This window comes from Kitasatospora sp. NPDC018619, assembly GCF_044391605.1.
Classification (GTDB): Bacteria; Actinomycetota; Actinomycetes; order Streptomycetales; family Streptomycetaceae; genus Kitasatospora.
In genome coordinates this window covers 160,354-186,474 of the sequence record NZ_JBISAI010000015.1, presented here as the reverse complement: position 1 = coordinate 186,474, position 26,121 = coordinate 160,354, and the positions used below count along the sequence as shown (strand labels likewise).

Here is a 26,121-nt window from a genome sequence, read left to right as displayed (position 1 = left end):
GGGCGCGGCCCCTCGGGCGGCGGGGCCCGGGCGCCGGGGCGGCGCCCGGGGGGGCCGGCGGCCCTACCCCCCCCCCCCCCCCCCCCCCCCCCCGCGACCGCCGGGCAGCGGCCCCGGGCCGGGCGCGGCCCCGGGGCGGGGCACCTCCCGGCCGGGGCGGGTGAGCCGGCCGGGCAGACGCGCCCTACGGCCGGACCGCCACCGCCTTGAAGAAGGTGTAGTGGAACGTCCCGCCCGGTCCGGCCGCGCGGCGCAGCTCCGCGAGGCCCCCGTCGAACTCCTCCGGGGTGGACAGCCCGGCGGCCAGCGCCTCCGCCCGGACGGCCTCGACCATGGCGACGAAGGTCCGCCGGGTGAAGCCCTCCACCAGGGCCGGCCGGGAGCCGTCGGCGTAGACCGTGCGCGGCTCGACCGTCACCCGGCCGAAGCCGGCCGCCGTCAGCAGCGGGTGCAGGCGCCGGCCGAGCAGGCCGTCCCCGCCCGTCCGGGCCTGGAGCCGGACCAGGTGGTCGATCGTCCGGCGGGCCGCCGGGCTGTCCGGGTGGAAGAACGCCGAGCCGTGGTCGCCCTCGATCACCGTGATCGTCCCGCCCGGCCGCAGCACCCGGCGCAGCGCCGCCAGCCCGGCGGCCGGGTCGGGCAGGTGCTCCAGGACGAAGCACAGGAAGACGTGGTCGAAGGAGCCGTCCGGGAACGGCAGCCGGTGCAGGTCGCCGTGGTGCCAGGTGACGTCCGCGCCGGGCGCCTGCGCGGCGACCCTGGCACGGGCCCGGTCCAGCGAGTCGGCCGACAGGTCGGCCGCCGTCAGCCGTACGCCGGGGCTGGCGGCCAGCAGGTGGACGGTCTGCGCACCGACCCCGCAGCCCGCCTCCAGCACTCGGCTGCCCGGCGGGTAGGCGGTGCCGGTGTGCAGCAGTGCGGCGAGGGTGTCCGCCTGGTCGCCGAGGCGCCGGGCCTCGGTCCGCGAGTAGCCGTGGACGTAGTCGGGGCCCTGCTCCGGCGCCGCCGCTCGCGCGGTCGCCGTCGTTTCCGTGGTCATGGACCCACCCTCGCCGCCACTATGGTCCGGTGAACAGGTCCAAAGCCGAGGCATCCGACCGGTCCAAAGACGCCGGCGCCGACTTCCTCCAGCTCGACACCGCCGACGCCCCGCCCGGCGGCCTCACCGAGTGGCTGGCCCGCCGGCTGCGCGGGGCCGTCGCCGACGGGCGCCTGCCGGCCGGCTCGCGGCTGCCCGCCAGCCGGGTGCTGGCGGCCGAGCTCGGCGTCTCCCGCGGGGTGGTGACCGACGCCTACCGGCGCCTCGCCGAGGAGGGGCAGGTCGTCGGCCGCGGCCGGGGCGGCACGGTGGTCGTCGCGGCCGCCGCCGCGACGCAGGAGGCCCCCGTACCGGCACCGCCCGGCCCGGCGCCCGCGCTGTTCCGGGACGACCCCCACCCCGAGGTCTTCGAGCTGCTCCGCGCCGCCCCCGCCCGGATCGACCTCACCCCGGGCGTGCCCGACCTCGCGGCCTTCCCCCGCGCCGCCTGGCTGCGCGCCGAACGGGCCGTGCTGGACGGCCTCGCCGCCGCCGACCTCGGCTACGGCGACGTGCGCGGCACCCCCGCCCTGCGCCGGGCCGTCGCCCACTGGCTGGCCCGCAACCGGGGCCTGCGCGCCGACCCGGACGAGGTGCTGGTCGTGGCCGGCACGGCCCAGGCGCTCGCCCTGCTCGGTCGCGCCCTCGGGCGGGCCGGCATCGACGAGGTCGCTGTGGAGGACCCGGGCTCGGTCGGCGCCCGGCAGCACCTCGCCCACTGGATCGCCGCCACCCCGCCCGTCCCGGTCGACGCCGAGGGCGTCCGGGTCGACGCGCTGCGCGCCACCGGCGCCCCGGCCGTCCTGCTCACCCCCGCCCACCAGTACCCGACCGGCGTCGTCCTCGGCGGCGACCGGCGCCGCGAGCTGTTGCGCTGGGCGGGGGAGGGCGGCCTGGTCATCGAGGACGACTACGACGCCGAGCACCGCTACGACCGCCCGCCCGTCCCGGCCCTGCGGGCCGCCCTGCCGGAGCGGGTCTGCTACGCGGGCAGCGTCTCCAAACTGCTCGCGCCCGCGCTGCGCACCGGCTGGCTTCTCGTCCCGGCCCGGCTGCGGGACGCCGTCCTGGAGGCCAAGCGCTTCGCCGACCTCGGCAGCCCGGTGCTGCCCCAGCTGGTCCTGGCCCGGCTGATGGAGTCCGGCGAGCTCGACCGCCACCTGCGGCTGCTGCGCCGCCGCCACCGCCGCCGCCGGGACGCGATGATCACCGCCATCCGCACCCACCTGCCGGGGGCGACCGTGCACGGCGCGGCGGCGGGACTGCACCTGATGCTGACCCTCCCGGAGGGGGCCGTCCGCAGCGACACCGAGCTGGCCGCCGCCGCTCTGGCGGAGGGCGTCAAGGTCCAGCCGCTGTCCTGGCACGCCCGGCTCCCGTACCCGCCCGGCCTCGTCCTCGGCTATGCGGCGGGCTCGGTGTCCGAGATCGCCGAGGGCCTGGCGGTGCTGGGCCGGCTGGTCCGCCGGCCGACGCCGGCCGCCGTCGGGCCTGGGCCGGACGGAGGTCGGGTCGTCGGGGCATCGGATGAATCCGGCGCGAAGGGGAGTGTGCCGTCGGCCCGCGGGGTACGTTGACATGCCGAAGTCAAATACCGGTCCGGGAGGCGTGATGACCGCGATCCGAAGTGTCGCCCAGTGCGGGGTGGTGCTCGCCGTCATGGGGGCCGCGCTCGGCCCGGTGCAGCTCGGCTCGCCGGGGCGCCCGGACGGCGGACCGGGCGCTTCGAGCGTCTCGGGCGTCCTGGGTGCTGCGGGTGCGGCGGAGGAGAGGACCACGGGGATGGCCGGCCAGGAGCGGGAGGACTCCCGGGTGCTCGCCGGGCGGCGGATCGTGCTGTCCTACCCCGGCCCGACGCCGCCGGCCGGGGTGCTCCAGGCGATCCGGGAGGGCCGGGCCGCCGGGGTGATCCTGTTCGGGGAGAACGTCACCAGTCCGGACCAGCTCGCCCGGGCGGTGGGCGAGATGAAGCAGGCGGCGGCCGAGGCCCCGCACCCGCGCCCGCTGCTGCTGATGACCGACCAGGAGGGCGGCAAGGTCCGCCGGCTGCCCGGTGCGCCCGAACTGTCCGCCCGGCGCGTCGGGTTGGCGGCGGACCCGCCGGCCGCCGCGGCGGAGTCCGGGGCCGGCGCCGCCCGCACGCTGGCGGACGCCGGGCTGAACCTCAACCTCGCCCCGGTGCTCGACGTCTACGACAAGCCGGACAACTTCATCGACCACTACGAGCGCTCCTACGGCCAGGACCCGGCCGCGGTGGCGGAGCTGGGCAGCGCGTTCCTCAGTGCCCAGCAGGGCCTCGGGGTGGCCGCGACGGCCAAGCACTTCCCCGGCCTCGGCGCCGCGCCGCTGGGCGCGAACACCGACGAGCGCCCCGTCACCCTGAACGTCCCGCTGGCGCAGCTCCGCACCCGCGGCGAGGCCCCGTACCGGGCGGCCATCGCGGCGGGCGTGCGGCTGGTGATGGCCTCCTGGGCCGTCTATCCGGCCCTGGACCCGGAGCGCCCGGCCGGGTTCTCGCCCGCCATCATCCAGGGCGAGCTGCGGGGCCGGCTCGGCTTCGGCGGCGTGACCGTCACCGATGCCATGGAGGCCGAGGCGCTCGCCCCGTACGGCGGCGCGGGCGACCGCGCGCTGGCGGCCGCCGCGGCCGGGATAGACCTGCTGCTCTGCTCCGCCCGCGACCCCCGGCAGGGCGAGGAGGCCGCCGAGGCGCTGGCGGAGGCCCTGGACGACGGCCGCCTGGACCGGCACGCCTTCACCGAGGCGGTGGCCAGGGTCGACGCCCTGCGCGGCTCGCTGGGCTGAGCCCGCCGCCCGGCCCGGCCCGTCCGGTGGGCCCGGCCGACCGGCGCGCGGGCCGCGGCCACGGCCGGTCACCCGTCGAGCACGGTGCGCAGGTCGATGACGCGGTAGCCGCGGGCACGGGCGCCGTCGATGATGCGGGGCAGCGCCTCGGCGTCGAGGCAGGTGTCCGGCCCGCTCTCCTGCGAGGCGCCGACGTGCAGTTGGAGCACGGTGCCCGGCGTGAGCGCGGCGAGGGCGCGCTCGACGGCGCGGTCCGCCGTCATGCCGTGCCCGGGGCCCAGGTAGCCGTTGGTGTCGGCGGTGAACTCGAGGTCCGCGTAGCCGAGCCGGTTGACGGTGGCGATCCCCTGCGGGGTGGTCGCGCTGTACGGGAAGCGGAAGAACGGCAGCGGTTCGGCGCCGGAGGCGCGGCGGATCGCCGTGTCGGCCCGGCGCACCTCCGCGCGGACGCGGTCGGCGGTGAGGTCGGAGAAGTCGGGGTGGCTGTAGGAGTGGTTGCCGAGCCCGTGGCCGGCGGCGGCGATCGCGTGGACGGCCCGCGGGTGGCGGTCGGCGAAGTCCCCGGTGGGGAAGAAGGTGGCGGGGGCGCGACGGTCGCGCAGCACGGCGAGGACGGCGTCCAGCCCGGTCTCGTTCCAGGCGGCGTTGAAGGTGAGGGCGAGGACCCGCTCCTCGGTCGGCAGGCGGCGGACCTCGGCGCCCAGGAGCGAGGGCGGGGGCGGGCCGGCGGCCGACAGGGCGAGCAGGGCGAGGAGGACGAGGACCGTCGCAGTGGTTCGGATGCGGTTCACCCGGGCTCAACGCGGGCGTTGCCCGGCTGGGTGCGGATGTTGGGCCATTCGAGAGTGATTGCGCCATCTAAGGCTCGGTTTCGGTCGAGCCCTCATTTCCATGGGTCAAACCGGGCTGACGCTTAGGAATCGCATGGCAGAGTTTCTGTCGTGGGCCTATGCAATGTCATATGTGCAACGCCACCTGTCTCAGCCCGTCCTTCCCCGTCCAGGAGGAACCCGTGAACCGGATCACCCGGATCGCCGCCGGCGCCGTCGGTGCCGCCGCCCTGCTCTCGGCCCCCGTCCCCGCCTTCGCCGTGGCTCCGGCCACGGCCGCCGGCACCGTCACGACCTGCGGCTCGTACAGCCTCCAGGCGGGCCTGGCCACCTACGCCTGCGCCGACGTGACGGGCGACAGCGTCGCGGTCTACGGGAAGGTCGGCCTGGCCGGCCCGCCGTCGCCGGGCACCCCGTGGCCGCCGGCGCCCAGGGAGCTGGTGACCCACCTCTCCGCCGACGTGACCGGCGGGGCCCCGCTCGGCACCGTGAGCGGCCGCACCGTGTTCCAGGTGTCCACCGTGCGGGTCGACGGCATCACGGCCACGGTGGCGTGCGGTTCCACCGTGCACGTCTCCTTCGACGTCGAGGGGTTCTGGAGCGGCCAGGTCCCCGCCACCGCCGAGGTGCCGGTGGTCTGCTGACGTCTCGCCATCAGCACCGCCGAGCCCGGGAGTCCGCAGCCTCCCGGGCTCGGCTCCGGCGTGTCCCCGCCCGGCCGCGCCGCCGCGCGAGCCCGTCCGGCCGACGGTCGCCGAGCGGCGACGCACGGTGACGATTTGAAGAAATCTTCATCCGTCGCGATGATGCCTACCGGCCGCGGCACCGATACCCGCCCGGCCGAAGGACCACCCAGCCGGAGCCGAGGGAGGACACGGACGATGCCGGTGCCGCTGTACCAGGCCAAGGCGGAGTTCTTCCGCACCCTGGGCCACCCTGTGCGGATCCGGGTCCTGGAGCTGCTCCAGGACGGCCCCCGGCCGGTGCGCGAGCTGCTGGCGGAGATCGAGGTCGAGCCGTCCAACCTCTCCCAGCAGCTCGCGGTGCTGCGCCGCACCCGGCTGGTCGCGGCGAGCCGCGAGGGCAACACCGTGGTGTACGCGCTCAGCACCCCGGACGTCGCCGAGCTGCTGCGGGCCGCCCGCCGGATCCTGACCGAGCTGGCCGCCGACCAGGGCGCGCTGCTCACCGAGCTGCGCGCCTCCGGCGGGCGGCCCCGCTGAGCCGCGTCCGGCCCGACCGACCGATCCGAGGAGAAGCACCACCATGAGCGACAGCACGAGCGGAGACAGCGCGAGCGGAGACAGCACGAGCGAGGAGAAGCGGCGCCGCAAGGCGATGCTGATCCGCGCGGGCATCTACATCTTTGCCACCCACCTGTTCGCCGGTTTCGTGCTGCTGCTGTTCGCGCTCGGCGGCCGGAAGTAGCGTTCCGCGGGCCGGCCCCTCACCGGCCCGGCCCGCGGCCCTGCACCAGGTAGCGGTGGCTGGTGCTGGTCCAGGCCTGGACGCCGCTGACCAGCTCCCGAGTGCCGTCCAGGTACCAGCGCCCGGCCGGGTGGCGGCGCAGCAGCTCGCGGCGCAGCTCCTCGCTCTCCTGGCACAGCCGCGCCACCCGGGTGCGCACCGCGTGGACGGCCCGGGCGCGGGTGCAGCCGTGGACCCGTTGGAGGGTGAGCACGGTGTTGAACGCCGTGCCGCCCTGTCGTTCCTCCCGCCTCAGTGAGTAGAGGTCGTTGATCAGGGTCGCGGCGTCGGCGGTGTTGGCCCGGAGCCGGTGCAGCGCGGGCTCCGCGTGCAGCGCGGCCGGGGCGTCGGCACCGTGGACCAGTTCCAGTATGTTCATGAACGGGTAGAGACAACTGCCGTGCCGGCGCAGCCACATGGTGTCCGTCAGGTCGAGCCCGAGGGCGGGCACCGTGCCGCGGGCGCGGTGTTCGGCCTCGGCGGGGAAGGTGGCCAGGCAGGCCCGCCACTCCCGGGCGGCCCGGGCGCGCCACTCGGGGGACATCGAGGCCGTCTGCCGGCTCCACAACTCCCGCCAGGCGAGCAGGACGTGGCTCTCCGGGGAGTTCCCGCCGCGGACGCCGTCGAGGACCGCGACCAGGGGGTCGACCACGGCGCGGGCCTCGGCGGGGTGGCGGCCGAGCGGGCCGTCGAAGCGGTCGTCCAGGATGGTGAACCAGCCCAGCATGTCCACCAGGAGGTCGAGCTCGGCGCCGCGGGCGCGGGGGTAGGCGTGGCCGATCAGCTCGTGCAGCTTGTAGGCCCGGTAGCGGGGCAGCTCGGCGGGGGTGAGCAGGCCGCGGCGGACCGCCCAGTCGGCGTGCCGGTCCGCGGCGAGGCGCAGGTAGGCACGCGGCCGGGGGCCCTCGGGGGCCGCGGAGCCCTCGGAGGCGGCGGGGCCCGGAGGGGCGGCGGGCGGTGCGGGGGCGGCGGGCGGTGCGGGGGCGGCGGGGGCGGTGGCGGGGGCGGTGGCGGGGGCGGAGCCGGTGAACGGGCACCGGCCGGGCGGCTCACCGCGCCGCGAGGGTGTTGTGCCCTCCGGTGAGGAGGCGGCATCACCCTCCCGGGAGGAGGCCGTGGAGCCGCCGCGGGGGGAGCGCGCACCGCGCGGCGCGAGCCGCACCCGCAGGCCCTGCGCCTGGACGGTGGTCCAGACCACTTCGCGGGCCCGGGAGCCCGGCACCGCCACCGGCCGCCAACGGCGCAGGATCGCCGCCGCCGCGACGGTCAGCTCCGCCCAGGCGAAGGCCTCGCCGATGCACTTGTGCTTGCCCGCCCCGAACGGCAGGAACGACGGCCGCCCGGATCCGCCGCCGTCCTGCCAGCGCTCGGGGCGGAAGGCCGTCGGGTCGGGGTAGCGCACCGGGTCCCGGTGCAGCGCGGTGAGGCTGTACAGCAGCTCGGTGCCGGCCGGGACGCGGTACGGGCCGAGCTCGACCGGCACCTGGGCGGTGCGCATCAGGAAGGCGTTCGGCGCGTGCAGCCGCACCACCTCCTGGGTGACGCTGCGGGTGTACGTGAGCCGGGCCAGCGCCTCCGGGGTGGGGACGGTGCCCGCCGGCAGGTGCTCGTCCAGCTCGGCGAGGATCCGGGCCTCCGCCTCGGGGTGGCGCAGCAGCTCGTCGAGCAGCCAGGTGAGCGTGGTGGAGACGGTCTCGGTGCCCGCCCCGAACATCGTGATCGCCTCGGAGCGCACGTCGTCCTCGGTGAGCGGGCACCCCGTGGCCGGGTCGGTCGCGGCGCGCAGCAGGTCGGGCAGGGTGCGCCGGCCCCCGCGGGTGCTCGTGGCACGGCCGTTGACGGCCTGGTCGACCACCCGGTTGAGCACCCGCACGGCCTCGTCGAAGCGCCGGTTGACGGGCAGCGGCAGCCGGGCGAGCGCCGGGTTCGGGTAGAGCGACTGGACGATCTGGCCCTTCACCAGGTCCGGCAGCGCCCGGTGGAACGCGACGGTGGCCTCCTCGCAGAGGCGGGCGTCGAACAGCGAGCGGGTGACGATCTCCAGTGCGAGGTGGTTCATCTCCTTGGCCACGTCCAGGACCTGCCCGGGGCGCCAGCGTGCGGCCCGCTCCTCGGTGACCTGCTGCATCACCGCCAGGTACTCGCCCATCCGGTCCGGCCCGAAGGCCGGCTGGATGATCCGGCGGCGGTCCCGGTGGGCCTGCCCCTCGGACATCAGCAGGCCGTCGCCGAAGGCCGTCTTGAGGGTGTCCTGGACGGCCCCGCGGGGGCAGTCGTGCGCCAGGGCGACGAGCAGGGTGTGCACCAGCCTGGCGTCGGTGACCACGCAGACGGTGCGCGGGCCGAGGCGGACGCGGACCACCCCGCCGTGGCGGGAGAGCGAGCCGAGGAAGCCGAGCGGGTCGCGCAGCAGGGCGCCGGCGTGCCCGAGGCCGGGCAGGGCGCCGGGTGCCAGGGGCGGGACGGCGGCGCGGGCCAGCGGAGAAGGGCCGGGTGCGGTTCTCGGGGGGACGGTCAGCTTCCGCTTCTCGGTCAGCAGGGACATGACACTACCTCTCAGCAGAGGGCCGGAACGGGCGGTGCCGGGTGGCAGCGGCGGACCGGCCGCGGACGGGGGCCCGCCCAGCGCGGGCCCCGCGCGCGCCCCCGGCGGGAGGGCGCACGTTTGGCAAACGCGCCGGTTTCCCGAGCGTTGCGCCGAATGTGCGGGGATCACTCCAACGGCCGAGTGGATCGACCCTTTCGTGCGTGCCCGAAGACCGGGGTTGACCTGCGTGGATGCGTCCGTCCGGGCGATCGCCGGACCGCCCGTGAGGCAGGGTCTTTGGACCCTCGCCGCACGGGCGTGCGAAGGCCAGCATGGATGCGGAGAAGGAGGAAGCTGATGACCCGTCTGCGCCACCGGCCGGCCCTCGACGTCCGGGTGGAGATCCGCGGTGAGCTGCCCCGCGGGGACGCCGAGTACGCCCGGGCCCGGGCGCTGGCCACCGCCGAGGCGCTCGGTCCCGACGCCCACGCGCTGCGGCTGCGGCTGACCCGCTCGCGCAACCGCTCGGTCACCCGGCCCGCGCTGGCCCAGGCGGACGTCGGGCTGGCCGGCGTCGGTCCGGTCCGGGTGCAACTGGCCACCGGCACCGCACGGGAGTCCGTCGACCTGGTGCTGGGCACGCTGGCCGGCCGGGTCGTACGGCTGCGCGAGCAGGGCGACATCGGCTTCGCCGCCGTGTACGGGAGCGCCTACCGCCCGCAGTTCGCCGACCGCCCGCTCGCCCAGCGGCGGATCGCCCGGCACAAGACGGTCGTGCCCGCCCGCCGCACCCCCGAGCAGGCCGTGCTCGAACTGCTCGCCCTCGACCGGCGGTTCCACCTCTTCGCCGACGCCGCGACCGGCCGGGACGGCCTGGTCCACCGCTGCTCGCCGGGCGGCGCGGTGGAGTTCTGCGTCGCGGGCAGCGGCTCGATGCCCACGCTCGACCTCGCCGAGGCGGCCCGCCGGCTCTGGCTCACCGGCCGCCCGTTCGTCGGCTGGACGGACCCCGACGACCACCGGGCCCGGGTGCTCTACCGCCGCTTCGACGGTCATTACGGCCTGATAGCGCCGGTACCGGACGGCCGGAACGGGGCAGGAACCCTTTCGGCACAGGACTGACACCACGACCCGACGACCACACCACGAACTCTCCACGACAGGGGGCCGGGACCATGGACTGCGACGAGGTCATGCTGACCGTCCGGATCACCGCCGCCGAGCGCGCGCTGCTGCGCGACCTCGCGCGCGGGCACGGCGGCGACGTCTCCGACGTGGCGGTGGACGGGCTGCTGGAGGTCATTCCCGCGCTCCACGACGACGCCTGCGCCCTGCCGCTGCTGCGGGTTCTGGCCAGACCGGCGCCGTTCGCGCTCACCCTGTGGCTACCCGCCGCCGTCGCGGACCTGCTGCCGCTGCTCGGCGAGCGGCTGGTGCGGACCGGCGGCCCCTCGACCGGGCCGGCCAGTGCCGCGCTCTCCGCCGCGCTGCGGCTCTGGCTCGCCGGGGACCGGGCGGCGCTGGCGGCCGGGCTGGCCCGGCTGCACGGGGGCTGCGGCCTCGGTGCGGCTCCGGCTCCTGCCCCGGTGGCGACTCCTGCCGCGGTGCCGGCTCCTGCCCCGGTGTCAACTCCTGCCCCGGTGGCCCGCTCCTGGACGGGGGTGACGGCCTCGGTGTCGGAGCCGGTGAAGGCCGCGGCCTGACACGGGAGCTGACGATTCGTCAGGTCTCCTGCGGGGTAATGCCGCCGTCTCCCCGGTCGGGGCGCTCGTCCCTCCCGGCCCCGCCCGGCCCGGGGAGTTCCGCAAGGGGTTTCTGCTATTCCCGCTCGCCCTTCCCGCTCTCCGGCGTGTCGGAAGGTCCGGGCCCCGCCGCGGGGCGCGGGCCGTCGCGCGAGAGGGGAACGCGATGGGACAGCGCAGCGCCGGACCGCGCCGGCGTCGGTGCCGCGGCCACACCGGCAGGGCGCCCCGACCCCGACCCGGCGGGGCTTCGGAGCCGAGGGGGCGTCGGACCGCGGGGTGGCGATCAGTCGGATCACGCCGAATTCCGCGGGCCCGGGCGGTAGCGCCGAGGCCGCCGACCGCGCCCCGAGGAAGCGGCGCCCCGGGGGCTGCAGTGCCCTGCGCCGCCCGGTGGCCGCAGTCCACCCCGGCCGCGCACGCGTGCCAACCCGCCCCCGTCGGCCACGGGTTGGCTCGTACCACCGGGCGACGGCCGGACCGCCCGGCGTCGAACGGCGGCCCCTACCAGAACTGTTCGCTGCCGAAGACCTCGTGAGCCGATCGGGGTAAGGCTGTTCCTGTGAGTCCGTAAAACCGGTCGGCCCGTACGCCGGCCGCACCCTTCGACCCGAGCCGCCGACGCCCGCGGGCCCCGAGCCCCGCGGGCCCGGGAGTCCGTCGCGCCGGGAACCGCCGTCCTCGCCCGGCGGCCGTCCCGGTGCCCGCCGTTCCCGCGTCCCTGCCCCCACACGCCCCGAGGACCCTCCCGTATGCGAACCCGCCCCCGCCTCACCGCCCTCGCCCTCGCCGCCGCGGCCCTGCTCTGCCCCGCCGCTTCCGCCGCCGCCGACGGCGAGAGCGTCCACCTGGACGTCACCGGCCAGCAGAACGGTCGCGTCAGCACTGTGGCCACCTGGGAGAACGACCACGACCCGGTGACCGGGGAGTTCACCGGCACGCTCTCCGCGGCGGCCGCCGACGGCCGCGCCGTGGGCCCCTGGCGCCTGGTCACCGTCCCGGACCGGCCCGGGACGTACACCACCCGGGAGATCCTGCCCGTCGGGCACTGGCGGGTGACGGTGGACTGCGCCTTTCCCGCCCCCGGGCACGGCGAGCGGGAGCTGGACGTCGAGGCCCTCGTGATCACCGACGCGGTGCCCCCGGCGGCCGGCGGCACCGCGCAGGAGGAAGCCTCGCCGCGCCCCGGCGGGGTGACGCCCGCACCGCTGCGGGAGGCCGACGGCGCGACGGGGACCACCGCGGCCCCCGTCTCCGCGCGGGAGGCCTCGCGCGTCCCCGTCCACGCGACCACCTCCGACGCCACCGCCTGGGCGGCGATCGGGACGGCCTGCGCGGCCGTCGTGCTGGTCGCCACCGGGCTCTGGCTGCGGCGCCACCGCGGCTGAGCGGGCCGGCTGCGGAACCGAGCGGATGCGAACCGACGTCCCTTCCGGTCACCGGGCACCACCGGGCGCCCGGACGACCGCAAGGGAGCGTTCGCCCATGAAGAAGGTCCTGATCACCGGCGGTGCGGGATTCATCGGCAGCACCGTCGCCTCCGCCCTGCTCGACCAGGGCATCACCCCGGTCGTGCTGGACGACCTCTCCCGGGGGCGGACCGAGTTCGTGGCGGACCGGATCTTCTACCGGGGCGACATCGCCGACGCCGCCCTGTTCGAACGGATCTTCGCCGAGCATCCCGACATCGACGCCACCGTGCACTGCGCCGCGAAGATCGTGGTCCCGGAGTCGGTGGCCAAACCCCTGTTCTACTACCGGGAGAACGTCGCCAAGACGGTCGAGCTCCTGGACGCCCTCCAGCGCCACGGCTGTACCCGGGTCGTCTTCAGCAGCTCCGCCTCGATCTACGCACCCACCCCCGACGCCCGGGTGGACGAGAGCAGCCCGGTCGACGCCGCCAGCCCGTACGCGCGCACCAAGCAGATGATGGAGCAGGTCCTCCAGGACTGGACGCGCGGTGAGGGCGCCGAGCGCCAACGGGTCATCGCCCTGCGCTACTTCAACCCGATCGGCGCCGACCCGCAGCTGCGCACCGGCCTCCAGGACCTCAATCCCACCCATGCGCTCGGCAAGCTGATCGAGGCGTACACCACCGGCACCCCGTTCACGGTGACCGGCACCGACTGGGCGACCCGGGACGGCTCCGGCATCCGCGACTACGTCCACGTCCAGGACCTCGCCGAGGCGCACGTCGCGGCGCTGCTGCGGTTCGACGAGGTGATCGCCCCGGGCGCGGCGGACCGCTACCGGGTGATCAACGTCGGCACCGGCGACGGGACGACCGTGCGCGAGCTGATCGCCGCCTTCGAACAGGCCGTCGGCGCCGGCGTCGAGGTGCGGGAGGCGGGGCCGCGGCCCGGGGACGTGATCGGCTGCTACGCCGTCGTGGACACCGCGCGGGACCTGCTCGGCTGGCAGCCCCGGCGCGGCATCGCGGAGGGGGTCGCCGACGCGCTGGCCTGGCGGCGGGTCTGGTCCGCCCGGATCGCCGTCGGCTGACCGGCGGAAGGCGCGCCGCCGGGGCGCCTTCCGCCCGGCGGCGGCGCGACCGCTCCGCGGGGCTACTTCACGGCCTCGCCCGACTTCGACCAGTTGTCCCGCAGCCGGTCCAGGTAGGACTGCGCCTGGGAGCCGACCTTGACGCCCCGGGCGAAGGCCAGCATGTTGCCCGCGCCCGCGTTGTAGCCGAGGGCGACCAGCTCGTCCCGGCTGAGCGACACGCCCGGGCGCTCGGGCAGTCGGGCGGCGAGGTCGTGCAGGTGCCAGGCGGCCGCCTGGACGGCCAGCTCGCGGTCGTCCGGGAGCTCCTCCCACTGCCGGGAGGCGAACGGGCGGCCGGGCTTGGTGTCGTCGAAGGCGGCCCGGTGCATGTTGGCGATGCCGAAGGAGGCGTCGGGCTTGCCGCGCTGCCAGGCCCGTTCGAGCTCCGGGTCGTGCGGCTTGTACGCCTCGTTGTAGAGGATCGCCATCAGCAGCTGGGGGTTGACCCCGGCCTCGGCGGCGTACTGGCGGACCGGAGCCGCGTAGTCGGCCGGGTCGTAGCGGCCCGAGGCCTTGGGGGGCTTGGCCGTCGCGCCCGGGGAGCCGGTCGACGGTGCGGCGCCCGAGGAGGGGGCGGAGGCGGCGGGCGGGGAGGCGTCGGCGGAGGCCGCGCCGTCGTGGCCGTTGCCGCGGACGAGTCCCAGCCCGGCCACCACCACGACGCCGATCACCAGCCAGCGACCCCGGCCGCTCCCCTTCTTCTCCTCGCCCACCGCTGCCGCCCCTCCCCGTTCGCCCGTGCGCCCGTTCGATCGCCGTGCGGGTGATCGTGCCCCGCGGCAGGTTACTCGGTCGGCTTCTGGCCGCCGTCGAGGTTGCGCAGGAAGTCCTTCGCCTTCTCGACGCCGGTGTCGATCTGCCCGCTGTACTTGCCGTCCGTGCGGCCGTCGATCGCGTCGCCGACCTTGTCCAGGCCCTGCCCGATCACGTCCCCGTGCTCACGGGCGAGGTCGGTTGCCTTGTCCGCGAGGTTCTTCAGACTCTCAAACATGGTGACGCTCTGCTCCTCTGATGCGTTCCTGATGATGTGCCGACGTGGCGGGGATCATGACCATCCTAACGACGGCCCACCGGGCCGTCCGTCGCTGCCGGGTGGCGGCGGGTGACTTTGCTGAAATGGGTTTGTATGCTCCAGCCCGTCTTCTACAGCGATGTAGAGGTCGGGTTCCCACCAGGACGCCACCGGACCGCCACCGGGACAACCACCAGGACCGACGGCGGGCCGGCACGCGCGGCGGTGCGATCGCGCCGCCGCAGCCGCAACGATCGAGGGAAGTGCGCATGGCCGGCCAGCGGGCGAGAACGCCGTACCAGGACGCGGGACGGCGCACCGAGGACCGCGCCCTGCCCGCCCAGCGCCCCTCGGCGCCCGGCGCCGCGGCCCCCGGTAGTGCCTCCGCCCCCGGGAGCGCGCCGGACGGAGCGGCACCCCGGAGGGAGCGGCCCCCGCGCCCCGGGTCGGCCCGCCGGCGGCAGCAGGCGCGGCGGCGGGCCGGCACGGCGGCCGCGCTCTCGGCGGTCGGCCTCCCGCTGCTCGGGGCGGTCGCAGACGAGCTCGACGGGCCGGGCGTCGGCCTCCTCTTCGCCGTCGGCTCGGTGCTGGGGACGGCCGCCGCGGCGCTGCTCTGCAGCCGCACCGGCCGGTGGTGGGTGGTGACGGCCGCCCCGGTCGTGGTGCTGCTCACCGCCTCGGGCGTCGAGTACCTGGCGCACCCCGGGACGTACCGGGGGAGGAACCTCGGCACCGGAGCGCTGCGCTGGGTGGTCGGGGCGTTCCCGGTGATGGCCGCGGCGGTGGCCGTCGCGCTCGCCGTGGTCGCGCTGCGCGCCGCCGCGGCCCGCCGCCGGTCGGTGCCGGAGCGTCGACGAACCGGCAGGACGGCTGCCCCGGCCGGAAGGGGCCGCCGTGGCTGAGCGCGGCAACAGCCCTACCGGCGGCCGCGGCCGGCGCGGCCACGACCCGCACCGTGCCGCCGCCCCGCTGACCGTCGCCGGGCGCACCCTCGCCTGCACCGTCTCGGTCGCGGTGCTCGGCGCCAGCGGCTTCACCTGGTACGAGTACCGCAGCCTGGACGACGGCATGGTCAAGTCCACCGCGCTGAGCGAGGCCAGGAAGAACGCCCCGCCGCACCTCGACAAGTCCGTCAACCTGCTGCTGATCGGCCTGGACAGCCGCAAGGACATGGACGGCAACGACCTGCCGAAGCAGTTCGTGGAGGACGAACTGCACGCCGGCTCCAGCGAGATCGGCGGGTACAACACCAACGCCCTGATCGTGCTGCACATCCCGGCCAACGGCGGCAGGGTCACCGCGCTCTCCGTCCCGCGCGACGACTACGTGCAGACCGTCGGCGCGGACGGGAAGATGCACAAGATCAAGGAGGCGTACGGCATCGCCAAGGAGGCCGCCGAACAGAAGCTGGCGGGCAAGGGGCTCTCCAAGGCGGCGCTGGAGCGGCAGAGCCGGGAGGCCGGGCGCTCGGCCACCATCCAGACCGTGCAGAGCTTCCTGGACGTCCCGATCGACCACTTCGCGGAGGTGAACCTGATCGGCTTCTACGACATCGCCAAGGCGGTCGAGCCGATCCAGGTCTGCCTCAACCACCCGGTGGACGACCCGATCATCGCCCGGACCGCCACCCACGAGGGCGGCGGCACCGGCCTGCGGCTCCCGGCCGGGATCAGCTCGCTCAACGCCGCGCAGGCGCTCTCCTTCGTCCGCCAGCGCCACCACCTCACCAACGGCGACCTCGACCGCACCCACCGGCAACAGGCGTTCCTGTCCTCCGTCGAGTACAAGCTCAAGCAGCAGGGCATCCTGAACGACCTCGGGCAGATGCAGAAGCTGTTCGCCGTCGTGAAGAAGGACGTGGTCATCGACAACGAGTGGAACATCCTCGACTTCGCCCAGCAGGCGCCCAACCTGACCGGCGGCAACGTGGAGTTCAACACCCTGCCGATCAGCGGCTTCAGGACGGTCGGCGGGCAGGAGGTCAACACCGTCAACCCGGAGCTGATCAGGAAGATCGTCCGGCAGCTGTTCAACCACGAGCCGGCGCCGGCCGTCCCGGCCGTCCCGGCTGCCCCGCCGTCCGGGGACGCGCCGGGCGAACCGTCCCCGTCGCCCACCCCGACTCCGACCCCCACGCCGGCGCCGAGTGCGACGCCCAGGGCGGTGGTCGACGTCAACGCGGCCGCGGGGGCGGGGGTGGCGGCCGACGAGTCCAGGGCCCTGGCCGAACTCGGCTACCAGGCGGGCCGGATCGGCGACGCCCCGGCCAGGACCAGGGTCACCACGGTCGCGTACGGGGCCGGTGCCAGGGCCGACGGGCAGCGCCTCGCCGCCCGGTACGGGGTGACGGCGGGCTACTCGTCGGCCGTTCCGGCCGGCCGCGTCCTGGTCACCCTCGCCGTCTCCCGCACCCCGAGCCCGACGGCCGTGTCCCCCGCCGCGGCCGACCCCTCCGCCGACCCGGCGGCCGGGCTGCCGATGCAGGGGCCGCCGGTGAAGGCGGGGGGGATCCCGTGCGTGGACTGAGGGTCGGTGCCGCGCCGGGTCCCCGGCCCGGGGCGGTCCGCTGGCGTCTCCGCCGCCGCTGCCGCCGCTGCCGCACGCCGCTGCCGCACGCCGTGGCCGGGCGTCGAGGCCGGGTGAGTGCTCGGCCTCCCGACCCGGGAGGCCGACCGGGCGCGCGCCGTCAGGGGCGGGGCGCCTTCACCCCGTGCACGGCGGCGTACTCGGCGGCGAGCCAGGGGCCGAGGTCCTCGACCAGCTCGGTCAGGGCGGCCCGGTCGGCGGTCGGAGTGCGGGCGATCGCGGCGGCGAGGCGCGCCTGGCGGGCCCGTTCGGGGTAGTAGCCGGCGAACGCCTCGGCGGAGGCGGCGAGGTCGCTCGTCCAGCCGCCCCAGCGGGGCATGACGAGGGTGAAGCAGGTCCGCACGAGGCGGCGGGAGACGGCACGGGAGAGGCCGCGCAGCTCGGCCTCCGTCGTGGCGGCGCCCAGGCGTTCGTGCCAGCCGGCCAGGGCCGGGGCGAGGTCGCCGTTGGTCTCCCGGGCGAGCAGGGAGGTGGGGCGGTAGCGGGGGAGCCGTGCGGCGAGGTCCTCGCCGAGCAGCGGGGTGCAGAGGCAGGCGACGAACCAGCCGAGGTCGTGCCGTTCGAGCTCGCTGAGCAGCGTCCCCGTGCCGAACAGCAGCACACCGACCCCGTTCACCTGGGCGCACTCCGCGTCGAGCGCGGTTTCGAGGGCGTCGGCCCGCGCCCGGTCGGCGGCCGTCGGCTCGTGGTGCAGGGCGAGCAGCAGGTCGAGGTCGGAGACGCCCGGGACCGCGGTGCCGCGCGGGACGCTGCCGTAGAGGTAGGCGCTGTGCAGCCGGTCCGGGCCGAAAGCGGCCGCGATCCGCGCGCGGGCGGCGGAGACCACCGGCGCGAAGGCCGGCGGCACGCGGTCGAGCGAGCCCTCCCGTGCGATGTACCCGTCCCGGTCGAGCCCGTGAGTGCTGGTCATGACGGCACTATGACCGAGAAGAACGGCGCTGACCAGCGGTTTTCGCGTGGCGCGGGGAATTGTCAGCGGTGGGTGCAAGCATGCGTCGGACACGGACACGGACACGGAAGGCGTGGGGCACGACCATGGGCACCTGGGACATCGGGCACTTCGACAACGACTCGGCGGCGGACTTCTGCGGCGGCCTGGACGACGCGGCGCCGGGCGAGCGCGAGGGTCTGCTCCGGTCGGCGCTGCTGCGCGCCCTCGGGGCGGAGGACTTCCTGGACTCCGACGAGGCGGCGGAGGCGGTCGCCGCCGCCGCGCTGGTGGCGGCGCAGTGCCCGGGCGGGGCGGCGGTGACGACGGCCTACGGGCCCAAGGAGCCGATACCGCCGCTCTCCGCCGAGCTGCGGCCGCTCGCGGCGCAGGCGCTCGACCGGGTCGTCGCGGAGGAGTCGGAGCTCGCCGAGCTGTGGGACGAGACGGGCGAGGGCCCGGCGTGGCGGCGGGGCATACGGGAGCTGCGCGCCGTCGTCGAGCCGGCCGCGCCGACGAACGGCGCGCCGTCTTCCGCGCGCTGAGCTCCCGTCAGCGTCGGGCCGCCGTCCACCAGTAGCCGAGCGCGGTGAGGCTGGTGACGGCCCCGAGCAGGCAGACGGCCGTCCAGCCGCCGCGGTCGTAGACGACGGTGGAGAGGATCGCGCCGGCGCCGCAGCCGGCGGAGTAGAGCAGCATGTAGCCCGCGGTCAGGCGGCTCTGTGCCTCCGGGCGGACCTGGTAGAGGAGGTGCTGGTTGGCGACGTGGAGGGACTGCAGGCCGTAGTCGATCACCACCATGGCGAGGACCAGCCACCAGACCGAGTGAGGCAGCAGGGCGGCCGGCAGCCAGCCGACCAGCATGGCCAGCAGGCCGATCCCGGCGGTGCGTTCGGCCCGGCCGCGGTCCGCCTGGCGGCCGGCGTACCCGGCGCCGAGCGCTCCGGCGGCACCGGCCAGGCCGAAGAGCCCGATCTGGGTGTGGCTGAGCCCGAAGGGCGGCGCGGCCAGCGGGAGCACCATCGGGGTGAGCAGCACGGTGACGGAGGTGAAGCCGAGCAGCGCGAGCACCGCTCGGACGCGGAGCACGCGCTCCTGGGCGAAGAGCGTGAAGACGGAGCCGACCAGACGCGGGTAGCCGATCCGTTCGGCCGTCCGGTGCCGCTCGGACGGGACGGCGGCGGCGACGGCGAGGGCCATGGCGGCGGTCGCGACGGCGGAGGCCACGTAGACGGCGCGCCAGCCGGCCAGGTCGCCGATGGTTCCGGCGACGGTGCGGGCGAGCAGGATGCCGACCACGATGCCGCTGGTCACGGTGCCGACCACCCGGCCCTGGTCGCCCGGGGCGGCGAGCTGGGCGGAGTAGGCGACGACCACCTGGGCGACGACCGCGAGGACGCCGACGGCGGCCATCGCGAGGAGCAGCAGGGGAGCGGAGGGGGAGAGTGCGACGGCCAGCAGGGCGAGGACGGACAGGCCGAGCTGGGAGGTGATCAGGGCGCGGCGGTTGACGTGGTCGCCGAGCGGTACGAGCAGGAGCAGGCCGAGGGCGTAGCCCGTCTGGGTGAGGGTGCCGACCAGGCCGATGGTCGCCGGGGCGATGCCGTAGTCCCGGGCGATCAGGTCGAGCAGCGGTTGGGCGTAGTAGACGTTGGCCACGGCGAGGCCGCAGGCGACGGAGAGCAGCCAGGCGGCGGCGGGTGACAGTCCGCGCGGCGGGGCTCCGGCGTGGGCGCCGCTCGGCTCGGAGGTGCCGGTGCGGGCGGGAGAGGTCATGGCGGGACTCCCTCGTGGGGCACGGTGGTTTCAAAGTGCTACCGCAGCACCCTGGCACATCCTGGTTTCAATAAGCAACCGCGCTCGGGTCGGTACGCTGGGCGTCGAACGGTGGGAGCCGGAGAACCGGAGAGCCGAGAGGTGGGAGAAGTGCCCAAACGCACCACGCACGAGGAGTCGGCCTGTCCGGTCGCCCGCCCGCTCGACGTCGTCGGCGACGGCTGGACGCTGCTGATCGTCCGCGACGCCTTCGACGGGCTGCGCCGCTTCGGGCAGTTCCAGAAGAACCTCGGCCTGGCCAGGAACATCCTGTCGGCGCGGCTGGCCAACCTGGTCGCCAACGGCGTGTTCGAACTCGCGCCGGCCGCCGACGGCAGCCCGTACCAGGAGTACCTGCTCACCGAGAAGGGCCGCGCACTGTTCCCGGTCGTCACGGCGCTGCGGCAGTGGGGCGACGAGTGGTTCTTCGCGGAGGGCGAGCCCCGGGCGCGCCTGGTGGACCGCGAGTCCGGCGCACCCGTCGCGCCGGTGGAGGTGCGCGCGGCGGACGGCCGGGTGCTCGGGCCGGACGACGCGAAGGTGCTGCTGCCCTGAGGGGGTGCCGATCCGGTGCGGCGAAGGCGCCGGCGTACCGTCAGGTAGCCCCGGCCACCAGGATGACCGCGGCCGGGACGGCCTGCCCGAGGGCGCCGCGCCACAGCTTCGGCTCCGAGAGGGCGAGGGTGATCCCGCCCGCGAGCATGAACGCGGCGACGTACAGCACCACCGCCCGCCCGGCTGTCGGGTGCCCGGAGTGCAGCAGGACCAGCCCGGCCGCCAGGCCCAGTGCCAGGAACAGGTTGTAGAAGCCCACGTTGACCCGCCAGAGCCGGACCTCCGGGGCGTCCGCGGTGCTACCGGTCAGTAGGCGGCGCACCTGCGGGTGCCCGTACAGGAAGCTCTCCAGCGGCCAGACGATCAGGTGGACCGCGGCGGCCAGCACGGCGAAGGCCTGGCTCACGGTGTTCATGGCGGACGGCTCCCTCGGGTGCTTTCCCCCTCGTGCGCATCCTATCGCCGCCGCTGCCGCGACGGCGTCCCGAAGAGCCCTTCCGGAGCGCGGGATTGGACTGGACCACTACCTCCGCGCAGCACTATCGTTCGGCGTGCCCGCGCAACGCGCGCCACCGGTGCGCCTCGCGCGCAGCCGGGAGTCGTCGAGTGCTTCGGAACGGAACCCATGAGCATCTGGCCGCAGTTGCGACGATCCCGGAGCGTCCGGGCGGGGAGGGCCACCGGCCGGGTACTGCGCTGCGGGCTGATGGACACCATGCTCGCCGACCTCGCCGTCTCGGTCGTGCTCTGCTTCGAGCACCCGCTGGACGACGACCGGCTCGCCGCCGGCCTGGCCCGCGCGCTGGAGCGGGTGCCCGTCTTCGGCGGTCGGCTGCGCACCGTCGAGGGCGTCCTGGAGGTGGTCTGCGACGACAGCGGCGTACCGTTCGAGGTCTACACCGTGGAGGGCACGCTCGCCGAGGCGATGGGTCGGGTGACGGCGCCCGGCTCCGAGCTGATCGCCCCGCTGGACGCCCCCGCCGCGCGCGAGGGCGGCGTCCCGCTGCTCACCGTGCGCCTCACCCGCACCGCCGACGGCGGCACGCTGCTCGGCTGCTCCTGGCACCATGCCGTCGGGGACCTGCACAGCTTCCTCCTGCTGCTGCGCAGCTGGTCCGCGGCCGTCGAGGGAGGGCAGCTCCCGGAGGTCGAACTGGTGGACGACCAGGACGAGTTGCTGGCCTCGCTGCTCCCGGAGGAGGACTGCGGCCGCCCCGGCTTCCGGCTGCCCTCGGCGCAGGAGGCGGAACTGCTGGCCCGCGAGGTGGCCGCCGGTCCACGGACCAACCGGATCGTCCAGATCGCCTTCACCGACGCCGAACTCGCCCGGATGCGTGAGGAGTTCGGTTCGGCGGCCGGGCGCAGGCTCTCCTCCGGAGACGTGCTCTGCGCCCACCTGCTCGGCACCCTGCGGGAACTGGACGGGGACGGCGCCGAACGGATGCTGACGGTGCCGGTCAACGTGCGCCGGTGGCTGGGCCTGTCGCCCGCGCTGGTGGGCAACCTGCTCAGCGAGGTCCATCTGCCGCACCGGCCGGAGGAGGGCCCGGCGGCGCTGGCGGGCGCGCTGCGCACGGCGATCGAGGAGTTCCCGACCGCGCACCTCAACCTCCGGGCCAACCTCTGGTTCCTGGCCGCCCTCGGCCGCTCGCGGCTGCGCGACTGCGTGCCGCTGGGCTTCGACCCGCAGGCCCGCCGGTTCAGCTTCTCCCACTGGAGCGGCTTCGGCGCCTATGCGGTGAGCTTCCAGGGGCGGTGCCCGGTGCTCTTCAGCCCGGCCGCCAACTACCCGATCCCCTGGGTCTGTTGGGCGGTCGAGGGATACCGGGGCGAGGGCCGGCTGGCCACCGTCGTGCTGCCGGCCCGGCTCGCCGCCAAGGTTCGCGGGACGCAGGGCCGGGCGGCGCTGCACCGGTTCCGCCGACCGGAGGACCAGCCGCCCGCCCCGCCCGGGGTGCTGCCCAAGGCGGTCTGAGCCCCGAAGGGCCGGCGGCCGGGCCGTTCCTCCGGAGCGGCGCGGTCGGTCGGCGGTGCTCCGGAGGATGCTTCAGCGGGTACTCCGCCCTGCTTCAGGCTGCTTCAGCGGTGCTTCGTCACGAGGTCCAGGGCGTGCCGCAGCTGCTCGCGGCCGGGCTGGACGGCCCGGTCCAGCCCGGGGGCGAAGGGCAGGACGGTGCCGTCCGGTCGGGTGATCCGGCGGGGCGGGGCGACCAGGCGCATCTCCTCGGCCGCGGTGGCGAGCACCTCGGCGCCGAAGCCGCAGCTGCGGTTGGAGTCGTCCAGCACGACCAGCCGCCCGGTGCGCTCCAGCGAGTCGGCGAGCGCCTGCCAGTCGAAGGGGTACACCGTGCGGGGGTCGAGGACCTCCACCGAGAGGTCCGGCGCCAGTTCCTCGGCGACCGCGAGGGCGTCGTGCACCAGGTGTCCGAGGGCGACCACGGTGACGTCGGTGCCCGGGCGGTGGATCCGGGCCCGGCCGAGCGGGACGGGTACGAGCTCCCAGGTGACGGTCTCGCGCACCGGCATCGCGGCTGCGGGCGCGAACACCACGACCGGGTCGGGGTCGCGGATCGCGGAGCGCAGCAGCCCGTAGGCGTCGGTCGGGGTGGCGGGCACCACCGTCTTCACCCCGGCGTGCGCGAACAGGCTGTACGGGTGGTCGGAGTGCTGCCCGGCCCAGCCGTCCCGGGAACCGGAGCCCGGCACCAGGCAGGTCAGCGGGACGGCCGCCTGGCCACCGGTCATCAGGGAGAACTTGTGCGCCTGGTTGACGAGTTGCTCGAAGACCAGGAACAGCAGGGACGGGATCTGGAACTCCAGCACCGGACGCCGGCCGGCCAGTGCGGCGCCGACCGCCATCGAGGTGAAGGCCTGTTCGGACAGCGGCGTGTCGACGATCCGCCCGGGGCCGAAGCGGTCGAGCAGGCCGAGGGTCGGCCCGGCCAGACCGGCGCCGATGTCCTCGCCGAAGACGCAGACCGCCGGGTCGGCGGCGAGTTCGTCGGCCAGCGCCCGGTTGAGCGCCTTGGTGCAGGAGAGCCTGGTCACGGTGTCACTCCCGCCCGGGGCCGCAGCCCGTCGGCGTACAGGTGGTCCAGCGCGCCCGCCGGGTCCGGGTGCTCCGACGCGAGCGCGAACTCCTCGGCGGCGGCCAGCTGTTCGGCCACCGAGCGGTCCAGCTCGGCGACCGTCCCTGGGTCGAGCAGGGCGGCCGCCCGGGGCAGTGGGTCGCGTGCGCGCCAGGCATCGACCTCCTCGGCGGAGCGGTAACGCAGCTTCATCCGGCGCTCCATGGTGTGGTGGCCCTCGTAGCGGTAGGTGCGGCAGGCGAGGAAGCCCGGGCCGCCGCCGTCGCGGGCGCGTCCGACGGCGCGCAGCGCGGCGGTGCGGACGGCCTCGGTGTCCATGCCGTCCACCTCCTCGGCGGGGATGCCGAAGGCGGCGGCCCGGCCGGTGGCGCTGCCCGCGACGGCGGTGGCGGCGGGCAGGGTGGTGGCGTAGCCGTTGTCCTCGCAGACGAACAGCACCGGCAGACGCCACATCGCGGCGAGGTTGAGCGACTCCAGCAGGACGCCCTGGTTGAGCGCGCCGTCGCCGAAGAAGGCCACCGCGACCGGCGTCCGGCCGGCCGCCGGGGCGGGCCCGGCGGCGCCGGACGGGGCCACCGCCCCTCGGGCGGGGACGCGTTCGGCGGCGGAGGCCGCCCAGGCCGCGCCCACCGCGATCGGCGCGCCGGCGCCGACCATGCCGTTGGCGCCCAGGATGCCCAGCGAGAAGTCGGCGGCGTGCATCGAACCGCCCCGGCCGCCGTTGGACCCGCCGACCCGCCCCAGGAGCTCGGCGAGCAGGCGGTGCGGCGCGGTGCCCCGGGCGAGCACGTGGCCGTGGCCGCGGTGGGTGCTGGCCAGCCGGTCGTCGGGGCCGAGCGCCGAGCAGACGCCGACCGCGACGGCCTCCTGCCCGATGTACGGGTGGATGCCACCGGGGATCGCGCCGGACCGCACCAGGCCGAGCGCCAGCTCCTCGAAGCCGCGGATCAGCCGCAGCATCCGGTAGCGCTCGGCGGGGCCGTCCAGCGGGGCGGGGCCGCCGGGCGCTGCCGCGGACCGGCCGGCCACGGGCACGGCGCCCTGCTCGGGAGCGGTCACGGCCGGCCCCGCCAGACCGTCGGGCAGAACCGCGGGTCGGCGTAGTCCGGCCGGCCGTCGTCCGTCCGGCGCACCAGCACGTCGTGGTTGTACACCACCGGCTCGCCGTCGGCCCGGTCGTGCCGGCGGTACTCGTTGGCGCCGTCCTGGAGGTGCAGCGAGACGGCGCGGCGCGGGTAGGGCGCGAGGTTGGGACCGCTGCCGTGGTAGGTGAGGCAGTGGTGGAAGGACACGTGGCCGCGCGGGATCGGCATCGGGACCTTGTGCACCCGCTGCCCGTTGTGGGCGGCGTTGGCGGCCAGGATGTCCTCCAGCTCGGAGCGGTCGCGGTCGGCGAAGTGCCGGGTGGAGTCCTCGCCGGAGGGCAGCTCCTCCCAGCGGTGGCTGCCGTCGACCATGGTGATGGTGCCGTTCTCCTCGCGGCAGTCGTGGAACGGGATGAACGCGGTGAGCATCTCCCGCGAGGTGCAGGTCTGCCAGTAGTGCTTGTCGAAGTGCCACGGCACCCGGTTGCTGGGCTCCTCGGGCACCGGGGGCTTGTAGATGAGCGTCGACTGGAAGATCCGGATCTCCTCGGCGCCGGCGAGCAGCGCGGCCACCGCGCCGACCAGCGGCTTGCGCAGGATCGCGCCGATCGCGTCGCTCTCGTAGTGCACGTAGTCGTTGTGCCGCTGGACCGGCCCGTCCGCGGCCCGCCAGGAGGCCAGTCGGGGCGGCCGGACGGGCAGCTCGCGGTCGCGCCGGCCGGTGTAGTACAGCTCGGTGGCGGCCTGGAGGGTGTCCAGTTCCTCGTCGCTGAAGAGCCTGCGGGAGAGGTACCAGCCGTGTTCGCGGTAGTGGGCCACCTCGTCGGGGGTGGGCAGCAGGGCGCGTTCGGCCTCGGTGAGCCGGAAGCCGGGGGCGGCGGCCGTCGGGCGGGCCTGCTGCGGACGGGCGGGGGCGGGCCGGTCGACGGCGGTGGGGCCCTGGCGCTCGACGGCCTCGTAGAGGGCCCTGATGTTCGCGGTGCCGAAGGTGCCCGCCCCCTGGCGCTCGATCAGTTCGTGGAAGTAGGTGCGCCGGGGGTGGGTCGAGCGGGCGAAGATCTGGAAGAGCTGGCCGCCGTGGTCCTGGTCGACCAGGACGTGGAGGTCGCGCAGGGTCGCCACCGGAACGGCCGTCTCGCCGAAGCGCTCGGCCACGGCGTCGTAGTAGGCGTCCGGGGTGGTCAGGAACTCCACGCCGCGCTCCCGGGCGGTACGGACGGCGCGGGCGATGTCACGGGTGCCGAAGGCGAGGTGCTGGACGCCGGCCCCGCCGTGGGCCGCGAGGAACTCGTCGATCTGGCCGGGGCGGCGGGCGGTCTCGGGCTCGATCAGGGTGAAGGTGGCGCCGCCGGAGGCGCTCTGCACCACCGCGGAGTCCATCGCCTGCTCGCCGACCTCGATGTACTCCTCGAAGACCGTCCGGAAGTCCAGCACGTCCTCGCAGAACCGTACGGCCTGCGCGAGCGAGCCGGCCGGCAGGCAGATCGCGACGTGGTCGAGGTCGTCCAGCAGGCCGGGCTCCGGGGCGGGGCCGGGGTCCGTGAGCGGCACCAGGCGCAGCGCGGTGTCGCCGAAGCCCTCGATCAGGGCGCCGGCCCGGTCGAGCACCCGGGCGCCGTGCCGCTCGGCCCGCTCCAGTGCGGCCGCCGGGTCGGCGCAGCCGAGCGCGAGGACGGCGACGCCGTCGCCGTGCCGGGCCACGTACGCGGCCACCGGGTGCTCCGGGTCGGCCGCGGAGGCCAGCCGGAGCCGGATGCTGCCCTGGCGCAGCGCGACGGTGCGGGAGCCGTCCGGGGCGGTGGTCGGGGCGTCGGCGGTGAAGCCGAGGTCGGCGCGGAGTCCGGCCGCGGTCTTGTCGGCGTCCGCGCAGTGGAACTCGACGTGGGTGATGGTCTGGATGGACAACGGGTTCTCCCCCCGGAGGGATGGTGGTTCGAGGAGCGGCGCGCTGCCGCCGGGCGGCGGTGCCCGGCGGGTGATCGCCGTCGGGTGGTGGGCCGCCACCGGGCGGCGGCGGTCGGCCGGTGGCGGTCGGGTGACGCAGGCCGGGTGACGCGG

Annotated in this window: 25 protein-coding genes; 14 read left to right on the top strand and 11 right to left on the bottom strand. The window is 75.8% G+C overall.

Annotated elements, in window-relative coordinates:
* Nucleotides 1–184: 184 nt before the first annotated feature.
* Entirely contained in the window at nucleotides 185–1,039 is an 855-nt protein-coding gene (locus ACH5AR_RS24360) for a methyltransferase domain-containing protein (protein ID WP_396303602.1), read from the bottom strand.
* Nucleotides 1,040–1,068: 29 nt separating this feature from the next.
* Here ACH5AR_RS24360 and ACH5AR_RS24355 point away from each other — a divergent pair, with 29 nt between their 5' ends.
* Together ACH5AR_RS24355 and ACH5AR_RS24350 are read left to right on the top strand one after the other, a co-directional pair.
* The gene (locus tag ACH5AR_RS24355) at nucleotides 1,069–2,655 is read left to right on the top strand and encodes a PLP-dependent aminotransferase family protein (protein ID WP_396303601.1); all 1,587 of its coding nucleotides are present in this window, start codon (nucleotides 1,069–1,071) and stop codon (nucleotides 2,653–2,655) included.
* A 34-nt stretch (nucleotides 2,656–2,689) separates the two neighbouring features.
* Complete coding sequence (locus ACH5AR_RS24350) at nucleotides 2,690–3,883, top strand: glycoside hydrolase family 3 N-terminal domain-containing protein (protein WP_396303600.1); 1,194 nt, start codon at nucleotides 2,690–2,692, stop codon at nucleotides 3,881–3,883.
* A gap of 68 nt (nucleotides 3,884–3,951) precedes the next feature.
* Here the strand turns inward: ACH5AR_RS24350 and ACH5AR_RS24345 are convergent, their stop codons facing one another.
* Complete coding sequence (locus ACH5AR_RS24345; protein ID WP_396303599.1) at nucleotides 3,952–4,674, bottom strand: polysaccharide deacetylase family protein; 723 nt, start codon at nucleotides 4,672–4,674, stop codon at nucleotides 3,952–3,954.
* Nucleotides 4,675–4,895: 221 nt separating this feature from the next.
* Here ACH5AR_RS24345 and ACH5AR_RS24340 point away from each other — a divergent pair, with 221 nt between their 5' ends.
* The 3 genes from ACH5AR_RS24340 to ACH5AR_RS24330 all read left to right on the top strand — a co-directional run bounded on the left by ACH5AR_RS24340 (nucleotide 4,896) and on the right by ACH5AR_RS24330 (nucleotide 6,141).
* Entirely contained in the window at nucleotides 4,896–5,357 is a 462-nt protein-coding gene (locus ACH5AR_RS24340; protein ID WP_396303598.1) for a hypothetical protein, read from the top strand.
* 237 nt (nucleotides 5,358–5,594) lie between these two features.
* A complete protein-coding gene (locus ACH5AR_RS24335; RefSeq protein WP_396303597.1) occupies nucleotides 5,595–5,936 on the top strand; it encodes an ArsR/SmtB family transcription factor in 342 nt (113 codons plus the stop codon).
* 43 nt (nucleotides 5,937–5,979) lie between these two features.
* Entirely contained in the window at nucleotides 5,980–6,141 is a 162-nt protein-coding gene (locus tag ACH5AR_RS24330; RefSeq protein WP_396303596.1) for a DUF6126 family protein, read from the top strand.
* Nucleotides 6,142–6,160: 19 nt separating this feature from the next.
* Here the strand turns inward: ACH5AR_RS24330 and ACH5AR_RS24325 are convergent, their stop codons facing one another.
* Complete coding sequence (locus tag ACH5AR_RS24325; protein ID WP_396303595.1) at nucleotides 6,161–8,725, bottom strand: cytochrome P450; 2,565 nt, start codon at nucleotides 8,723–8,725, stop codon at nucleotides 6,161–6,163.
* 339 nt (nucleotides 8,726–9,064) lie between these two features.
* Here ACH5AR_RS24325 and ACH5AR_RS24320 point away from each other — a divergent pair, with 339 nt between their 5' ends.
* The 4 genes from ACH5AR_RS24320 to galE all read left to right on the top strand — a co-directional run bounded on the left by ACH5AR_RS24320 (nucleotide 9,065) and on the right by galE (nucleotide 12,951).
* On the top strand, nucleotides 9,065–9,829 hold the full coding sequence (locus tag ACH5AR_RS24320; RefSeq protein ID WP_396303594.1) for a sigma 54 modulation/S30EA ribosomal C-terminal domain-containing protein: 765 nt from the start codon (nucleotides 9,065–9,067) through the stop codon (nucleotides 9,827–9,829).
* Between the two features lie 53 nt (nucleotides 9,830–9,882).
* The gene (locus ACH5AR_RS24315; protein WP_396303593.1) at nucleotides 9,883–10,410 is read left to right on the top strand and encodes a hypothetical protein; all 528 of its coding nucleotides are present in this window, start codon (nucleotides 9,883–9,885) and stop codon (nucleotides 10,408–10,410) included.
* A gap of 791 nt (nucleotides 10,411–11,201) precedes the next feature.
* Nucleotides 11,202–11,837 carry a hypothetical protein gene (locus ACH5AR_RS24310; protein ID WP_396303592.1) on the top strand — a complete coding sequence of 212 codons (636 nt, stop codon included), beginning with the start codon at nucleotides 11,202–11,204 and terminating at the stop codon, nucleotides 11,835–11,837.
* A 97-nt stretch (nucleotides 11,838–11,934) separates the two neighbouring features.
* Complete coding sequence (galE, locus tag ACH5AR_RS24305; RefSeq protein ID WP_396303591.1) at nucleotides 11,935–12,951, top strand: UDP-glucose 4-epimerase GalE; 1,017 nt, start codon at nucleotides 11,935–11,937, stop codon at nucleotides 12,949–12,951.
* Nucleotides 12,952–13,013: 62 nt separating this feature from the next.
* Here galE and ACH5AR_RS24300 read toward each other — a convergent pair whose 3' ends face one another.
* Both ACH5AR_RS24300 and ACH5AR_RS24295 read right to left on the bottom strand, forming a co-directional pair.
* Nucleotides 13,014–13,706 (bottom strand): lytic transglycosylase domain-containing protein, encoded by a 693-nt coding sequence (locus ACH5AR_RS24300; protein ID WP_396303590.1) that lies wholly within the window; start codon nucleotides 13,704–13,706, stop codon nucleotides 13,014–13,016.
* A 71-nt stretch (nucleotides 13,707–13,777) separates the two neighbouring features.
* Nucleotides 13,778–13,984, bottom strand: a complete 207-nt coding sequence (locus ACH5AR_RS24295; protein ID WP_396303589.1) for an antitoxin — start codon at nucleotides 13,982–13,984, stop codon at nucleotides 13,778–13,780.
* Between the two features lie 290 nt (nucleotides 13,985–14,274).
* Here ACH5AR_RS24295 and ACH5AR_RS24290 point away from each other — a divergent pair, with 290 nt between their 5' ends.
* Nucleotides 14,275–14,907, top strand: coding sequence for a DUF6542 domain-containing protein (locus ACH5AR_RS24290; RefSeq protein ID WP_396303588.1), 633 nt, complete (start codon nucleotides 14,275–14,277; stop codon nucleotides 14,905–14,907).
* Nucleotides 14,900–16,531, top strand: coding sequence for an LCP family protein (locus ACH5AR_RS24285; RefSeq protein ID WP_396303587.1), 1,632 nt, complete (start codon nucleotides 14,900–14,902; stop codon nucleotides 16,529–16,531). Before ACH5AR_RS24290 ends, ACH5AR_RS24285 begins: the two co-directional genes overlap by 8 nt.
* Before the next feature lie 160 nt (nucleotides 16,532–16,691).
* On the opposite strand, the gene ACH5AR_RS24280 is transcribed toward ACH5AR_RS24285, so the two are convergent.
* Nucleotides 16,692–17,501, bottom strand: a complete 810-nt coding sequence (locus tag ACH5AR_RS24280) for a nucleotidyltransferase (RefSeq protein ID WP_396303586.1) — start codon at nucleotides 17,499–17,501, stop codon at nucleotides 16,692–16,694.
* A 125-nt stretch (nucleotides 17,502–17,626) separates the two neighbouring features.
* On the opposite strand from ACH5AR_RS24280, the gene ACH5AR_RS24275 reads away from it, so the two are divergent.
* Nucleotides 17,627–18,064 (top strand): DUF4259 domain-containing protein, encoded by a 438-nt coding sequence (locus ACH5AR_RS24275; protein WP_396303585.1) that lies wholly within the window; start codon nucleotides 17,627–17,629, stop codon nucleotides 18,062–18,064.
* Between the two features lie 7 nt (nucleotides 18,065–18,071).
* Here ACH5AR_RS24275 and ACH5AR_RS24270 read toward each other — a convergent pair whose 3' ends face one another.
* A complete protein-coding gene (locus ACH5AR_RS24270) occupies nucleotides 18,072–19,295 on the bottom strand; it encodes an MFS transporter (protein ID WP_396303584.1) in 1,224 nt (407 codons plus the stop codon).
* Nucleotides 19,296–19,445: 150 nt separating this feature from the next.
* Between ACH5AR_RS24270 and ACH5AR_RS24265 the strand changes: the two genes are divergently transcribed.
* The gene (locus ACH5AR_RS24265; RefSeq protein WP_396303583.1) at nucleotides 19,446–19,889 is read left to right on the top strand and encodes a winged helix-turn-helix transcriptional regulator; all 444 of its coding nucleotides are present in this window, start codon (nucleotides 19,446–19,448) and stop codon (nucleotides 19,887–19,889) included.
* 40 nt (nucleotides 19,890–19,929) lie between these two features.
* Here the strand turns inward: ACH5AR_RS24265 and ACH5AR_RS24260 are convergent, their stop codons facing one another.
* Nucleotides 19,930–20,304: a DUF1304 domain-containing protein gene (locus ACH5AR_RS24260; protein ID WP_396303582.1), complete on the bottom strand. Its 375-nt coding sequence runs from the start codon at nucleotides 20,302–20,304 to the stop codon at nucleotides 19,930–19,932.
* A 210-nt stretch (nucleotides 20,305–20,514) separates the two neighbouring features.
* Here ACH5AR_RS24260 and ACH5AR_RS24255 point away from each other — a divergent pair, with 210 nt between their 5' ends.
* The gene (locus tag ACH5AR_RS24255; RefSeq protein WP_396303581.1) at nucleotides 20,515–21,864 is read left to right on the top strand and encodes an acyltransferase; all 1,350 of its coding nucleotides are present in this window, start codon (nucleotides 20,515–20,517) and stop codon (nucleotides 21,862–21,864) included.
* Between the two features lie 104 nt (nucleotides 21,865–21,968).
* On the opposite strand, the gene ACH5AR_RS24250 is transcribed toward ACH5AR_RS24255, so the two are convergent.
* The 3 genes from ACH5AR_RS24250 to hppD all read right to left on the bottom strand — a co-directional run bounded on the left by ACH5AR_RS24250 (nucleotide 21,969) and on the right by hppD (nucleotide 25,968).
* A complete protein-coding gene (locus tag ACH5AR_RS24250) occupies nucleotides 21,969–22,937 on the bottom strand; it encodes an alpha-ketoacid dehydrogenase subunit beta (protein ID WP_396303580.1) in 969 nt (322 codons plus the stop codon).
* A complete protein-coding gene (locus tag ACH5AR_RS24245) occupies nucleotides 22,934–23,938 on the bottom strand; it encodes a thiamine pyrophosphate-dependent dehydrogenase E1 component subunit alpha (RefSeq protein ID WP_396303621.1) in 1,005 nt (334 codons plus the stop codon). Before ACH5AR_RS24245 ends, ACH5AR_RS24250 begins: the two co-directional genes overlap by 4 nt.
* Before the next feature lie 95 nt (nucleotides 23,939–24,033).
* On the bottom strand, nucleotides 24,034–25,968 hold the full coding sequence (gene hppD, locus ACH5AR_RS24240) for a 4-hydroxyphenylpyruvate dioxygenase (protein WP_396303579.1): 1,935 nt from the start codon (nucleotides 25,966–25,968) through the stop codon (nucleotides 24,034–24,036).
* Nucleotides 25,969–26,121 lie beyond the last annotated feature (153 nt).